This window comes from Alteromonas sp. 07-89-2 (assembly GCF_013113925.1).
GTDB classification, from domain to species: domain Bacteria; phylum Pseudomonadota; class Gammaproteobacteria; order Enterobacterales; family Alteromonadaceae; genus Alteromonas; species Alteromonas macleodii.
Genome location: NZ_VTYM01000033.1, coordinates 22849 through 36669, shown reverse-complemented (window position 1 = coordinate 36669; position 13821 = coordinate 22849). Strand labels below are relative to the sequence as shown.

14 protein-coding genes are annotated in these 13821 nt (G+C 41.6%); 10 read left to right on the top strand and 4 right to left on the bottom strand.

All coding sequences use genetic code 11. The features are described from left to right. Window positions 1-1528: 1528 nt before the first annotated feature. Both F0261_RS17795 and F0261_RS17790 read left to right on the top strand, forming a co-directional pair. Window positions 1529-2725: a tyrosine-type recombinase/integrase gene (locus F0261_RS17795; RefSeq protein WP_171338574.1), complete on the top strand. Its 1197-nt coding sequence runs from the start codon at window positions 1529-1531 to the stop codon at window positions 2723-2725. Between the two features lie 204 nt (window positions 2726-2929). Further along, window positions 2930-3280: a hypothetical protein gene (locus F0261_RS17790; RefSeq protein ID WP_014949580.1), complete on the top strand. Its 351-nt coding sequence runs from the start codon at window positions 2930-2932 to the stop codon at window positions 3278-3280. 38 nt (window positions 3281-3318) lie between these two features. Here F0261_RS17790 and F0261_RS17785 read toward each other — a convergent pair whose 3' ends face one another. Both F0261_RS17785 and F0261_RS17780 read right to left on the bottom strand, forming a co-directional pair. Beyond that, the gene (locus tag F0261_RS17785) at window positions 3319-3675 is read right to left on the bottom strand and encodes a diacylglycerol kinase (RefSeq protein WP_014949581.1); all 357 of its coding nucleotides are present in this window, start codon (window positions 3673-3675) and stop codon (window positions 3319-3321) included. A gap of 125 nt (window positions 3676-3800) precedes the next feature. Then, complete coding sequence (locus tag F0261_RS17780) at window positions 3801-4223, bottom strand: universal stress protein (RefSeq protein WP_171338573.1); 423 nt, start codon at window positions 4221-4223, stop codon at window positions 3801-3803. A 203-nt stretch (window positions 4224-4426) separates the two neighbouring features. Between F0261_RS17780 and F0261_RS17775 the strand changes: the two genes are divergently transcribed. Further along, window positions 4427-4903 carry a c-type cytochrome gene (locus tag F0261_RS17775; protein ID WP_014949583.1) on the top strand — a complete coding sequence of 159 codons (477 nt, stop codon included), beginning with the start codon at window positions 4427-4429 and terminating at the stop codon, window positions 4901-4903. A 78-nt stretch (window positions 4904-4981) separates the two neighbouring features. Here the strand turns inward: F0261_RS17775 and F0261_RS17770 are convergent, their stop codons facing one another. Further along, the gene (locus F0261_RS17770) at window positions 4982-6613 is read right to left on the bottom strand and encodes an FMN-binding glutamate synthase family protein (RefSeq protein WP_171338572.1); all 1632 of its coding nucleotides are present in this window, start codon (window positions 6611-6613) and stop codon (window positions 4982-4984) included. Window positions 6614-6952: 339 nt separating this feature from the next. Here F0261_RS17770 and F0261_RS17765 point away from each other — a divergent pair, with 339 nt between their 5' ends. The 3 genes from F0261_RS17765 to bfr (F0261_RS17755) all read left to right on the top strand — a co-directional run bounded on the left by F0261_RS17765 (window position 6953) and on the right by bfr (F0261_RS17755) (window position 9602). After that, the gene (locus F0261_RS17765; RefSeq protein WP_171338571.1) at window positions 6953-8524 is read left to right on the top strand and encodes a cation:proton antiporter family protein; all 1572 of its coding nucleotides are present in this window, start codon (window positions 6953-6955) and stop codon (window positions 8522-8524) included. Window positions 8525-8658: 134 nt separating this feature from the next. Next, window positions 8659-9135 (top strand): bacterioferritin, encoded by a 477-nt coding sequence (gene bfr / locus F0261_RS17760; RefSeq protein WP_014949586.1) that lies wholly within the window; start codon window positions 8659-8661, stop codon window positions 9133-9135. Continuing rightward, window positions 9135-9602 (top strand): bacterioferritin, encoded by a 468-nt coding sequence (gene bfr, locus F0261_RS17755; protein ID WP_171338570.1) that lies wholly within the window; start codon window positions 9135-9137, stop codon window positions 9600-9602. Before bfr (F0261_RS17760) ends, bfr (F0261_RS17755) begins: the two co-directional genes overlap by 1 nt. Window positions 9603-9727: 125 nt before the next feature. Here bfr (F0261_RS17755) and F0261_RS17750 read toward each other — a convergent pair whose 3' ends face one another. Continuing rightward, window positions 9728-10207, bottom strand: a complete 480-nt coding sequence (locus F0261_RS17750; RefSeq protein ID WP_171338569.1) for a hypothetical protein — start codon at window positions 10205-10207, stop codon at window positions 9728-9730. Window positions 10208-10436: 229 nt separating this feature from the next. Between F0261_RS17750 and ccoN the strand changes: the two genes are divergently transcribed. Genes ccoN through ccoP form a run of 4 tightly spaced genes read left to right on the top strand, consistent with a single transcriptional unit; the run spans window position 10437 to window position 13624 of the window. After that, window positions 10437-11870, top strand: coding sequence for a cytochrome-c oxidase, cbb3-type subunit I (gene ccoN, locus F0261_RS17745; protein ID WP_012518545.1), 1434 nt, complete (start codon window positions 10437-10439; stop codon window positions 11868-11870). Between the two features lie 15 nt (window positions 11871-11885). Beyond that, entirely contained in the window at window positions 11886-12491 is a 606-nt protein-coding gene (gene ccoO / locus F0261_RS17740; RefSeq protein ID WP_014979357.1) for a cytochrome-c oxidase, cbb3-type subunit II, read from the top strand. Window position 12492: 1 nt separating this feature from the next. Then, window positions 12493-12654 carry a cbb3-type cytochrome c oxidase subunit 3 gene (locus F0261_RS17735; protein WP_012518547.1) on the top strand — a complete coding sequence of 54 codons (162 nt, stop codon included), beginning with the start codon at window positions 12493-12495 and terminating at the stop codon, window positions 12652-12654. A gap of 16 nt (window positions 12655-12670) precedes the next feature. Further along, window positions 12671-13624, top strand: a complete 954-nt coding sequence (gene ccoP, locus F0261_RS17730; protein ID WP_014979356.1) for a cytochrome-c oxidase, cbb3-type subunit III — start codon at window positions 12671-12673, stop codon at window positions 13622-13624. Window positions 13625-13821 lie beyond the last annotated feature (197 nt).

Here is a 13821-nt window from a genome sequence, read left to right as displayed (position 1 = left end):
GTATAAAAATACAAAGACTACGTCTTTCTGTTTGTTAGTTATACCCATAATTAATCAAAAAACTAACGTGACGCTACGTGAATAAAAATACATTTTGCGAGGTGTAGTGCTACAAATTTCACGTAGCGCACGATTTATAACTTTCATGTCTAAATCCAAAGTTCATTGCGACTTTCAATAAAAACTACTGACACAATCGAAGCAAGTGCGGTAACGCCGAGTCATAAAAACAGCTGCCACGCATAAAAGTCTGTAAGTAATCACAGCCAACAAAACATCCGAATAGAGTGACATTAGTGCCCTTATCGTCCATATACTCAATTACGCATAATGTATATTATGTTAAATAGAGTATCAAAGTTGATGGTGAATGAGCCAGATGGAGTCTTGCAAGGAGCTTTACGCTATCCTTCTCGTAATTTCTAGGTATTCGTAAGGTTTAATGACAACTAACAAAGATAAATACTAGGACTTAATCATGTTCCTAAAAACATTTATCAGGCTTTAGTCTTCTTTACTTTAAATAATGAACGCACAGCTTGTAATATTAATTTCTAGCTCAATCATCCAAAGGCGTTACGCTGATGAATTAAATAAAGGAACCTAATTATTTCTAAGATAAAACGACAAGCTGTAAGGTTTAGGCTTTTCTAATATTTTGCGTTAAATGTAATAATTACGGCCCGTAAAACCCATTTATTGATTGCTCTTTATTTTAAATATCATCAATTATGTAGACTTCTTATTAAATTAAACATTGTGCATGAAGACCGTTCATTGTTTTGAAGTTGGGTGGCGTGGATAGCACGTAGAATTAAAAATTATCCACGTGTTATTATTAAATTCGTATTTTCGTAGTCGACGTTTTGTTGGCAACGTACCGTATAGTCGTTTTGTTGTCGTCGCACCGAAGTCGGCATTCAATAAGCGCTCTATGAAAAGCATATAAAAAGCAAAGGTAATAACTACTAGGTAATCGCCTATTCCACTTTGTAACGCTTACTTTTACCTTTAACTCGTTTGGCTTTAGAAAATGTGCGGCTAACCAGCAAACATCTTGGAAGTAAATCATGTGAAGTACTTCTTAAATAAATAAGCTCTTAGAGTGTTTTTTCATCACTTTTCAGCTTATTTTTCAGGCGTCGCTACGTGAAATCTGAGCGAGAATTCGTGGTATTACCTTGCAGATTTCACGTAGCGCACGATTTGAATTGCACAAAAAACGCACTATCTCAGCAGGCCACAAGCCTTATCTAGCGATATGGTTTGGAATAATTACGAGATAGGCCAACAATTGACGGCATTGAAACACCCAAACTGTTTATATATACAGTAATATGATAGAGTAGCACTGTACTTGAGATTATAATAGTAAAGCGGTTTGTGGAGTGATGATTGGATTAGTGCGTAACTTCACGCATGATAATTACAGTTATCATGCGTGAATATTGTTACATATCAATAGCTTATCAAGTTCTGTTAAATCTAGCATAATAGTCACATTAATGTCTTCACCAGGTTGCTCTCAATGTCCTCAAAAACTAATAGCTCATACTTGATCACAACTCAATTAGTTAACAGCAACAGTGATAGCCACTCACAGCCACAAGACTCAAGTAGCGCGACGGTTTCAGCTTTTGGTATTGAGAACTCTCGTGGTAAGCAGCACACGTCAGGTTCTGACGACCTAACAACAAGTCAATGTTCATCTTCTGATAATCACGTTGAAAGCTATTATCAAGATATTTTTACCAAGCTTCCATACAACACACAACGGGCATACATTAGTGACTACAATGAGTTCGCAATTTTTTGTAAGCAAGCTGGATTAAGTGGCTTTAAAAACAACTTCGAACACAATGAGATCTGCATTAAACAATATGTCGAAGCGTTGTGTCGTTCTCCCCTCGCCTATAGAACCATTAAGCGTAGGTTATCTGCCCTTAGTAAATTTTTAGGCGTGGCTAAATTGCCAAACCCGATTATTAGATCTGCGTATCTAAGAGACTTCATCCGTTTATCGCTTATAGAGAATAGAAAGTTTCGCTTGTCTCACAAACAAGCGGTTCCGCTTACCATAGATATGCTTGAACAAATAAACAATGCAATTATTCCTGATTCTTTATTAGAGCTCCGCGACCTTGCAATCATTAACCTGATGTTTGATGCATTGCTTCGCGCTGATGAATTAGTTCGAGTCTGCATCGAGGATATATCTGCGCGTAATAACACCCTGTTGGTTGTTTCTTCGAAAAGCGACCAGTCTGGTCAAGGTCAATATCGCTATGTTTCTTCCAGCACTATATCTATGGTTCAAGAGTATATCAACGAAGCTAATCTTGACCCAAAAACTAAAGCAACCCGCCTTTCTTCAGATTTACGTGGCCTGCACAAAGGCGTTTTGTTTAGACGACTAACAAACCATAAAACAGCACTTTTACCATTCGATGAGAACATTCCCAGCCATAAGGCAAATGTACTTAACTATTCGAGTGTCTATCGGATTTGGCAACGCATTGCTCAACGCGCAGGTATTAGCGAAAACATTACCCCTCATAGCGGTCGTGTTGGTGGTGCAGTTTCTCTAGCCGAAGATGGCGCATCTTTACCCGAGCTTCAACTGGCTGGAGGTTGGCAATCACCGGAAATGCCTGGGCATTATACAAAACAGGCTAACGTAAAGCGTGGTGGAATGGCAAAATTGTCGGCAAAACGGAAAAGATAAAGCTTATTAAATACAGTAACTTAATTAATGCGGTGTTACGCATAACCAATAACTTCAGTAACAATGTCTAACTCACCTACGCTCTTCATTCTTTTACCAATCTGAAACTCTATTACTCGCGTATCAAAAGGTAAATTTGCCCTAAACCTATATTAATGAATAGGTTTTCTAAGTTGGCAAACATTCAAGTAAAAGGAGTGATATATGAGTAGCGGTATTGATACAAAGCATGGAAAATTACTCGCGGAAATGGTGGTTCCCTCGTCGTCATGGAATGTCCAACCCGAGAAGCAAGACCCTTTCAAGTCACAAGAAGCAGCACTAGATTATTTAAACTCAAACAATGAGCCGTTATATCTCCACGTGCCATTAGCTCAATCTGATGATTACGTGAGAATCTGCGTAACTTCACGAGGCGATGATGTTGTTTTTACGATAAAAGATATCAATAACGGTGGTGAAACTTCATTGCATTATTCGCACATTAAAAATTTAGATAGCACAATTAGAACCTTAGTATCAGAATGTTGTGACCAGAAAATCAAAGCCCTATAAATTAGGGCTTTCTTTCCGCCTATAAATCGCAAATTGCACTACCAAAGAATGCTAATCCACGTGAAGCCGGCCATCATTAAGCTAATGAACACTGCTGCCGAGCCGATATCTTTAGCACGCCCTATTAATAAATGGATGTCTGTGCTGACATGATCACAGAGTTTCTCAATAGCGGTGTTGAGTAACTCAGTGATAAGCACTATCAGTAAAGATATCACCAGCAATATACGTTCTACATGCGTAACGTCGATGAAAAACGCTACAGGTGTCATTATCAATATTGCGAAAATTTCTTGTCTGACCGCAGCTTCACTTAAAAAGGCTGCTCGAAGCCCCTTAAGTGAATAGTAAGTGGCATAGAGTACGCGTAAAATACCTTTCCGTTTCGTTATCATGATAAGTAATTTTAAGATTAGTTACAGCCTTACAAAACGTAACTGGCCTTCGTTACATCTACATGACGGCGAAGGTATTTATCATGAATATTTAAGACATTTTCGACGCTAATCGCCGCATTAATTTATACTTTCACAGCTAGCACGTCTGTTTTAACACCATGTAGTACTGCATTGGCCGTTGACCCAAGTAGCAAACGAAGACCGCTCTGCCCATGGGTGCCGACAACAATGAGATCTGCATTAATCTTTTCGGCCATATGGTGAATCTCATCAGCTGGAGAACCTATCTCTACATTGATGTGGCTGTAAGGTATATCATGTTTTGCAGCAACGTCTTTTAATTGCCTTGATGCCTGCTCTCTTACTTCCTCTGAAAAATCCCGTTCTAGAAATATTCCGTAAGGCTCTACATTGGTTTGTGGATAAGCAACATACAGGAGGTGAATTTTGTGACTATTGCCCGCTATTGCAATGGCTTTCTCCACCACTAATTCGTAGTCAGAATAAATATCTATAGGTACTAAAATTGTCTCGTAACCTTGCATTGTGGCTGTCCTCAATTTTTGTTAGGTAGCAGTGCTTTACTACCTTACCGTTAACTAATTCTATTAAATAGTAGTGCTATACAAATAATTATTCTTTGAGCTAGGTCAATGATTAGTCTGCAGCCTCATTCATAATCAGTGTATACACATTAGTTCTAGCGAACGTTACGTATCTTTACCGTAAAAGAAAGAGGGAAATGAGTATGAAAACAGCAATAGTTGTTATAGCAACGCTTCTCCTTTTCGCCTGTGACCAGGGCGCGCAGTCACCTCGTGGCTTTAGCTTGCCCGAAGGCAATATGGAAAAAGGCTATTTGGTATTTAAGAAGTATCAGTGTCAAGACTGTCACAGAATCGCAGGAGAAAAGGAGTCCGACAATGCGCAATACCTAGTCGCGAAGCCTATTCCGTTGGGAGGCAGCAGTGGAAGAATTAAAACTTATGCAGAGTTGGTGACAAGTATTATTAACCCATCACACAAACTTACTCCTCGACAGCCTGCCAGTTTCACCAGCGAAGATGGTGTGTCATTAATGCGAGTTGTAAACGACGAGCTAACCGTTTCCGAACTAATAGATTTAGTGGCGTATCTTCAGCCTAAATATAAAGTAACACCCTACAGGACTAGTGATTACCGCCTCTATCAACTGCGTATTCCAAGCGAGCAATCTAAAGATTAACTCGCAGTTTTAGGCATTAAAAATCATTAAGCGTGACTCCACAATCGGTATTTGATTAGGAGTCACGGCTTAGCTTTTTTAAGATACCGCTTTCGTTTCTTTCTCTATTTCTGCCAATAAACTACAAGGCATAAAGCTTTCAGAATTTGCTTCTTTTAAGTGTAATTTAAATCTATCGGGAACGTCTTCGGTTAAGAAACTTCCTGTTTTAACTAACGGGAAAATTTCGTCGTAACGCGCAATATTACACTGATCTACTCGTCTAAATATATGGGTACGATTTAGTTCGCTAGTTCTCACATGTCCTGTAGAAGACAAGATATCCATCAGCGCATGAATAGTTTTTTTGTGAAAGCGGTACACGCGCTCGTACTTGTCTTCAACGTTTAAGCCCTTGGCAAGCTTGGGGTCTTGCGTTGCTACACCGGTCGGACATTTATTCGTATTGCATGACAGCGACTGAACACACCCAAGTGCCAACATCATTCCTCGGGCACTGTTACATAAATCGGCGCCCAAACTTAGATTTTTCGCTAACTGAAAAGCGGTAATGATTTTTCCAGAAGCAATGATTTTAATTTTGTCGCGAATACCAAAACCAGTGAGACAGTCGTCAACAAACGCCAACGCTTCACGCAGAGGAAATCCTATAGAGTTTGTGTACTCAAGCGGTGCGGCGCCGGTACCTCCTTCGCCCCCGTCTACCGTTATAAAATCTGGCGTTACGTCCTTCTCTACCATGGCTTTGCACATGGCAATGAACTCACTTTTTCTACCCAGCGCCAGCTTAATACCCACTGGTTTATAGCCACTTAACTTGCGTAACTGACTAATAAAATCAACCATTTCTAAAGGCGTTGCAAACGCTTTATGTCTAGGGGGAGAATCAACTTGAGTTCCAGGCTCAACACCTCTTATTTTAGCTATTTCAGGGGTATTTTTATACGCAGGTAGAATACCACCATGTCCAGGCTTAGCGCCCTGGCTTAGCTTTATTTCTATCATTTTCACATTGTCGAGTTTGGCTTTTTCTTCAAAAAGAACAGGATCGAAACCGCCATCTTTACTTCTACAACCAAAGTATCCCGTACCAATTTGCCAAACGATATCGCCACCATTTTCGAGGTGATATGGGGTTAGACCACCCTCACCTGTGTTATGGTAAAACCCGCCTTTTGCAGCACCTTTATTTAGCGCCAAAATGGCATTTTTTGACAAGCTTCCAAAGCTCATTGCGCTTATGTTAAGTATGCTTGCACGATACGGCTTTTTGCAATGAGGGCCACCTACCGTCACTCGGGGATCTTCATCCATGTCTTCCACTTCGCGAGCAGATAAAGAATGGCCAATCCACTCATAGCCATCTTTATACGTATCTAGCTGAGTACCGAAGGGAACAGTTTCTCTACTGTTTTTCGCACGTTGATAAACAATCGAACGAAACATGCGGGAAATAGGTGCTCCGCCAGTATCGGTTTCTATGATGTATTGCTGGATGTAGGGCCTTAGTCCCTCGACGGTCCATCGTACCCTGCCAATTAATGGAAAGTTCTTTAAAATGGCATGTTTTGTTTGGAAGGCATCGTATAGACCAAAAATGAGTAGCGTGACTGATAAAAGTAAAAACCACCACACGGGCGCCCACAATACGCCAATCACCACGTTGAAAGCGACCAGCAGGGTTAGCACAGTTAGAATTGTTAAACGCATTCAAAGTCCTTCTTTATCTTTAGTCATATCTAAACAAAATAATATGCCTACAACCCTGTTCAATACACCTAAAATCGGGAACTAGATTTACTTTAGCGGTAAATGACTGATTTAAAGGTTAAATATGCTGAGCCGGCTTCTAGCTCAATTGGGTTACGCGTTACCAAAAAATACAATTACAATGCTTTTTTAGCTGCGAAAACAAGCCATTGCATGCTAGTCTAAAACCTTTCAATTAGCGAGTTGACTGGGCGATTTGTAGCTATCACTGGTTAATAGATGATGTGACCTATAAAAAGGTAACGGATTTTACGTTCAACATTTTCTGAAAGGTAATTCATGGAGTATGCATTTCTTCTTTTCGCATTTGTTTGCGGCTTAACGGTTAAACTTATTGGCATTCCTCCTTTAGTTGGCTACTTGGTAGCTGGCTTTTTATTAAATTTTGCAGGCTACACGCTTACTGAAGATTTAACCCAAATAGCCAACTTGGGCATCACCATTATGCTCTTCACCATCGGTCTGAAACTCAACATCCGCGATTTGAGTCGTCGAGAAGTTTGGGCGGGAAGCGTTTCACATACCTTAGTATGGGTAGGCGTTATTACCTGTTGCGTCTATGCGATAGGTGCGGTTGCAGCAAATTTCGTTGATGGGCTTACATGGAAAAGCGCTGCGCTTATCGCTTTTGCCCTTAGTTTCAGTAGCACAGTGTGCGTGGTTAAAGTATTAGAAGAAAGTGGCGAAAGTAAAACCCGCCACGGCCGCCTTGCCATTGGCATTTTGGTCATGCAAGACGTTTTTGCTGTTATCTTCCTTGTTGCAGCAACTGGAAAGCTCCCCTCTGTGTGGGCGCTTGCCTTGTTGACCTTATTCCCAGCAATGCCAATCATAAACAAAATGATTAATAAGTCGGGCCACGGTGAACTGCTTCCGCTTACTGGCTTTATCCTCGCCTTAGGTGGCTATCACTTGTTTGAGCTGGTTAACATTAAAGGCGATCTTGGGGCACTAATCTTTGGAATCATGTTAGCGCAACATGAAAAGGCTTCGGAGCTAGCGAAGTCGCTGCTTAGTTTTAAGGATCTCTTCTTAATCGGCTTCTTCCTTACTATCGGTCTTACCGCCCTTCCCGATCTCAGTATGATTGTCCTAGCTATCGTGTTCTGCTTATTTATACCGTTAAAAGCAGCACTCTTTTTCGGCTTATTTACGTCGCTTCGCCTACGCGGTCGCACGGCTTACTTGAGCAGCTTGGTGCTTTCTAATTACAGTGAATTTGGCCTTATTGTTGGCGCACTAGCCGTTTCATTAGGTTTATTGGCAAACTCTTGGTTAGTGGTGATTGCTTTAGCCGTATCTATTTCATTCGTTATTACAAGCGTGCTCTATCGCAATTCTCATTCTCAATATCACAATCATAAGCACACCATTAAACGTTTTGAGAAAAACGAGCGCTTAAAAGAAGACATTTATCCTACTCTCCACAACGCGGAGTTTTTAGTATTGGGGATGGGACGAGTTGGTCGCGGTGCCTTCAATGCGTTATCTAAATTAAGTGATGTGAGCGTATGGGGAATGGACGCCGACCGAGTAAAAGTAAAAGAGTTATCAGACGAAGGCTTAAACGTAATATGCGGCGACGGTGAAGACGTCGATTTGTGGGATAATTTAGATATCAAACAGATTCAGCTTGTTTTGCTTGCTCTGCCTTCTATACAAGACTCAATCAACATCACACGTCAGCTTAAAAACGCGGGCTATGTTGGAAAAGTTGCAGCCATTGCACGCTATGAGGATGAAGTGTCACATTTATTAGAAAACGGTGTAGATAAAGTCTTCAACTTCTTTACCGAAGCAGGGCTTGGTTTTGCTGAAGAAAGTCTTGCTTATGCGCATGCACAACAGTAATGCTGTTCTAAATGCGAACAATGGATGAATTGAGAAACGTTATCGTTTGTAAACAATTGTTTTACAAAGACTTTTTTGACATGCAGTCAAATTTAGACTAAACTTCACGCAAATACGTTAATAGGGTTTACACAATGCAAGGTGATAAACAAGTTGTTGCAAAATTGAATGAAGTACTAACAAGTGAACTTACTTCGATAAATCAATACTTTCTGCACGCTCGTATGTTCAAAAACTGGGGTTTTTCTGAACTTAACGAAAAAAATTATAAAAAGTCTATCAAGGACATGAAGCAAGCAGACGACCTGATCGAACGCATCCTTTTCCTTGAGGGCCTTCCTAATCTTCAAGCGTTAGGCAAACTTTATATCGGCGAAGATACCGTTGAAATGCTGTCATGTGATGCGCGTTTTCAAAAGGAACAGCTTCCACTACTTCGTGAAGCTATCGCGCTGTGTGAAGAAAAGCAGGATTATGTTTCTCGTGATTTGCTTGAAGACCTTCTTGAATATGAAGAAGAGCACCTAGACTGGATTGAAACGCAAGAATACCAAATTGATGCTATGGGTATAGAGAACTACCTACAAGCGCAAGTAATGGGAGATGACTAATGAAAGGTAACCAAGCAATCATCAATGGCTTAAACGAACTACTTTCTTATGAGTTGGCCGCCATGGATCAGTATTTCATTCACTCTCAGATGTATCTTGATTGGGGTTTGAATAAGCTTTACGAACGCATCGATCATGAATTTGATGACGAGCGTGGACATGCAACTAAGCTAATTGAACGCATGCTGTTTTTAGAAGGTACGCCTGACATGACGAAGCGCACTGGCTTCAAAGTGGGTAAAGACGTACCTGAAATGCTTGAGAGCGATTTGCGTGTGGAATATGAAGTTGACGTAAAACTGCGTGAAGTTATCGCACTTTGCGAAACCGAGAAAGACTATGTTACTCGTGACATGCTAATTGTACTACTAGACGATACAGAGATGGACCACGCACACTGGCTAGAACAGCAGCTAGGTCTTATCAAGCGTTTAGGGCTTCAAAACTATTTGCAGTCGCAAATGTAAAAAATAGCGTTCACGCTACAATTTACAGGTAATTAATAAAAAGGCTGCTCTTTAAATAAAGAGCGGCCTTTTTTTGCTTGTTTACTCCCTCTTCTGTAGGGAGAGTCTTATTGCTTTGAAAACAGTTACTGCTGTGTAACAAAATACAAATAGCTGGGGCTTCCTTTATCTTTAATATTTAGACGTAGCTGCCATTTCATAACTGGCTCACTACAACTGCCTAACATAAACCAACCTGACCACTTTCCTTGACCATCGTTATCTAACAGCACGGGAATTTTGCCCATATACATGTTTACCCCTTCAATCCATGCGCTCTCTATTTCCTCTCCCTCAGGAACTAAGAGCTTAACCGTTACTGACTCTTCGGCTTCAGGCATAGCTGAAAAAGTGGCAATTGCTAACCTGTCATCAATTAAGAATTCGCAAGTTTCATTGACAAAGTTGCAGCTGTTTCCTATTCCATTAACTACGCTCGTGTCTTTTAACACCGATGACTGGAATTTATGTGCAAGGTATACACACACGGCTACAACAATAATGGCCACTAATGGAAGCTGGGAATGTAAATATTTTGATCGTTTATTGTTATCTTTATTTAGCATTTCTTAAATTTTGTGTATTTCTTCATTGACGGAGATCAAGCTTAGGTAGTTTATGGTATCTTTTTGTAATTAAAAACCTTATCATCCGCGTACCAACTGGCTTGGAGACAATAATTATTACTCTTTCCGAGCTCGGTGTGAAGCGTTATTCCTTAGCTGATACACGTCTCGACCGTACTATTCCGGCAGTTGGAGACCATAGTTCATTTGAAGTGGAAGATTCATTAAAATGAGTGAAATAAGCCAAGCACAACCTGACTACAATTATAAAGTAGTTAGGCAATTTACCATCATGACCATAGTCTGGGGTATCATTGGTATGGGCCTAGGGGTATTTATTGCCGCGCAATTATTTGCACCTATGCTTAACTTTGACACACCATGGCTAACATTCTCACGTTTGCGTCCGTTGCACACTAACGCCGTTATTTTTGCCTTCGGCGGCTGTGCGCTATTTGCAACGTCGTACTACATCGTTCAGCGTACCTGCCAGGTAAGACTGTTCAGTGACAAACTTGCCGCATTTACCTTTTGGGGTTGGCAAGCCGTTATTGTTTTAGCTGTAATTACCCTACCTATGGGCTTAACCAGCACTAAAGAATACGCTGAACTAGAATGGCCAATTGATATCCTTTTGGCACTGGTTTGGGTCGCTTATATCATTAACTTCTTCGGAACCCTAGTAATCCGTAAAGTTTCGCACATTTATGTTGCAAACTGGTTCTTAGGCGCGTTCATGTTAACTGTTGCAATTCTTCATATTGGTAACAGCATGGCTATTCCGGTATCTTTCACTAAATCGTATTCACTGTACGCAGGCGCAGTAGACGCTATGATGCAGTGGTGGTACGGCCACAACGCGGTAGGCTTTTTCCTAACTGCGGGCTTCCTTGGTATGATGTATTACTTCGTACCAAAGCAAGCTGGTCGCCCGGTGTACTCATACAGACTTTCAATTGTTCACTTTTGGGCACTTATCTCTTTGTATATCTGGGCTGGTCCTCACCACCTTCACTACACTGCCCTACCAGACTGGACTCAGTCGTTAGGTATGGTGATGTCTATTATCCTATTCGTTCCATCTTGGGGTGGTATGATTAACGGTATTATGACGCTGTCTGGCGCGTGGCATAAACTTCGCACCGACCCGGTATTGCGTTTCCTTATTGTTTCATTGTCTTTCTACGGTATGTCTACCTTCGAAGGCCCAATGATGGCGATTAAGACCGTTAATGCACTATCACACTACACTGACTGGACAATTGGTCACGTACACTCTGGTGCTCTAGGTTGGGTTGCAATGGTTTCAATTGGTTCAATTTACCACTTAATTCCAGTGCTATTCGGTCAGCGCGCTATGTATAGCACCAAGCTAGTTAACGTACACTTCTGGTTCGCAACTATCGGTGTTGTTCTATACATCGTAGCAATGTGGATGTCTGGTGTACTACAGGGTCTAATGTGGCGTGCAGTAAATGCTGACGGTACCTTAACTTACAGCTTTGTTGAGTCATTAGAAGCGTCTAAACCTTTCTATGTGGTTCGTTTCATTGGTGGTTGTTTCGTGGTAGCGGGTATGCTCATTATGGCATACAACACATGGAAAACCGTTCGTGCACCTAAAGGCAGTATCGCTGCAGACCCAGCGACTCAGCCAGCGTAGTTAAGGAGACGAATAATGAAAAACGCACATGAGTTAATTGAAAAGAACGTCGGTCTGTTAACGGTATTAATCCTTATCGCTATCAGCTTCGGCGCCATGGTTCAAATTACGCCGTTGATGTTTCAACAACAGACCATGGAGCCGGTAAAAGGCTTACGTCCATATACCGCGCTTGAGCTTGAAGGCCGTGACATCTACATCCGTGAAGGTTGTGTAGGTTGTCACAGCCAGATGATCCGTCCATTCCGCGCAGAAACAGAGCGTTATGGTCACTACAGCGTTGCTGGTGAGTCAGTATGGGAGCACCCTTTCCTTTGGGGTTCTAAGCGTACTGGTCCTGACCTAGCACGTGTGGGTGGTCGTTACAGCGACGAATGGCACCGAGTTCACCTGCTTAATCCTCGTAACGTAGTACCAGAGTCGAACATGCCAGGTTTCCCTTGGCTTGCGGAAAACACGCTTGACGGCGAGTTAACAGCTAAAAAAATGGAAGTATTCCGTGGATTTGGTGTTCCGTATACCGACGAAGACATTGCGGGTGCGAAAGCGGCAGTACAGGGTAAAACGGAAATGCAGGCCCTTATTGCTTATCTACAATCTCTTGGCACACATTTGAAATAATATGGATCAAGGAATTGTAGGCAGCATTTTTACTGTCATCGTCTTTGTAAGCTTCATCGGAGTCGTGTGGTGGGCGTTTAGCGGCCGCAACAAGAAGAAATTCGATGAAGCAGCAAACCTACCGTTTGCAGACGAAGAAAAAGAAAAATCAAAAGAAGATTAGCAGGAGTCTCGAACTCATGAGTATGTTTTGGACAATTTGGATTTCAGTGATAACCCTAGGGTTAATCATTGGTTGCTACTTCCTTCTTCGCTGGTGCCTGTCTAACAAGACTGGCGTAGCTGAAGGTGAGTCAATGGGTCACGAATTTGATGGTATTGAGGAGTTAAACAATCAACTTCCTCGTTGGTGGACAATTATGTTCTACATGACCATCGTTTGGGGCTTTTTATATCTAGCGCTTTATCCTGGCCTAGGTGCATATGAAGGTATTTTGGGTTGGAAGAGTTCAAACCAGAATATCCAATCGCTAGAAGAGTCTGTTCAAGCGCGTATTGAAGCAAAAGAGCAAGGCTACCTAGTAGAGTATGACCGTGAACTAGATTTTGCTGCTGAAAAGTTCGACCCGATCTTTGAAGCGTATGCTAAGGTTCCAGTTGAAGAGTTGGCGAAAGACCCAGAGGCAAATAAAGTAGGTCAGCGTTTATTCCTACAAAATTGCTCTCAGTGTCACGGTTCTGATGCACGTGGTCAAAATGGCGGCTTCCCTAACCTAACGGACGACGACTGGTTGTACGGTGGTTCAGGTGCGAAAATCGTTGAAACTCTTACGCTTGGTCGTAAAGCAGCAATGCCAGCATGGCTAGATGCTATGGGTGAAGACGGTATCGAAGAAGTGGTTAACTACGTACTTAGTCTAAGCGGTCGCGATGTGGACCCACAGCTTGCAGAAGCAGGTAAAGCTCGTTTCGCAGCGTGTGCGGCTTGTCACGGTATGGACGGTAAAGGTAACCAAGCACTTGGTGCACCAAACCTTACTGACAATATCTGGCTATACGGCGGCAGCCACAGAGCGGTAACAGAAACGCTTACTTACGGTCGTAACGGTGTAATGCCTTCATTTAAGAAAACCTTGGGTGATGACAAAATTCACGTAGTTGCAGCGTATGTTTACAGCCTTTCAAATGATTAATGATTTAAATCATTAAATATCTTAAAAAGCCTCGTTACTACGGGGCTTTTTTTATGAGAAAATACAGCCATATAGACAGTGCCATTACGTACAAATTTATAGTGCTGTCGATACAAATTACCAACACCATATTTATCGTTATTGTGCAGTTCGAATACGTCTGTTCACGAGTAATAATAGATATGTTGTTAGCAACC

Bases quoted from the DNA above. Each gene is read 5' to 3' on its own strand.
- F0261_RS17795 (WP_171338574.1), top strand. From the start codon at position 1,529: ATGTCCTCAAAAACTAATAGCTCATACTTGATCACAACTCAATTAGTT.
- F0261_RS17735 (WP_012518547.1), top strand. From the start codon at position 12,493: ATGGATCAAGGAATTGTAGGCAGCATTTTTACTGTCATCGTCTTTGTA.
- F0261_RS17765 (WP_171338571.1), top strand. From the start codon at position 6,953: ATGGAGTATGCATTTCTTCTTTTCGCATTTGTTTGCGGCTTAACGGTT.
- bfr (WP_014949586.1), top strand. From the start codon at position 8,659: ATGCAAGGTGATAAACAAGTTGTTGCAAAATTGAATGAAGTACTAACA.
- F0261_RS17785 (WP_014949581.1), bottom strand. From the start codon at position 3,675: ATGATAACGAAACGGAAAGGTATTTTACGCGTACTCTATGCCACTTAC.
- F0261_RS17750 (WP_171338569.1), bottom strand. From the start codon at position 10,207: ATGCTAAATAAAGATAACAATAAACGATCAAAATATTTACATTCCCAG.
- F0261_RS17770 (WP_171338572.1), bottom strand. From the start codon at position 6,613: ATGCGTTTAACAATTCTAACTGTGCTAACCCTGCTGGTCGCTTTCAAC.
- F0261_RS17775 (WP_014949583.1), top strand. From the start codon at position 4,427: ATGAAAACAGCAATAGTTGTTATAGCAACGCTTCTCCTTTTCGCCTGT.
- ccoN (WP_012518545.1), top strand. From the start codon at position 10,437: ATGAGTGAAATAAGCCAAGCACAACCTGACTACAATTATAAAGTAGTT.
- ccoO (WP_014979357.1), top strand. From the start codon at position 11,886: ATGAAAAACGCACATGAGTTAATTGAAAAGAACGTCGGTCTGTTAACG.
- F0261_RS17790 (WP_014949580.1), top strand. From the start codon at position 2,930: ATGAGTAGCGGTATTGATACAAAGCATGGAAAATTACTCGCGGAAATG.
- bfr (WP_171338570.1), top strand. From the start codon at position 9,135: ATGAAAGGTAACCAAGCAATCATCAATGGCTTAAACGAACTACTTTCT.
- ccoP (WP_014979356.1), top strand. From the start codon at position 12,671: ATGAGTATGTTTTGGACAATTTGGATTTCAGTGATAACCCTAGGGTTA.
- F0261_RS17780 (WP_171338573.1), bottom strand. From the start codon at position 4,223: ATGCAAGGTTACGAGACAATTTTAGTACCTATAGATATTTATTCTGAC.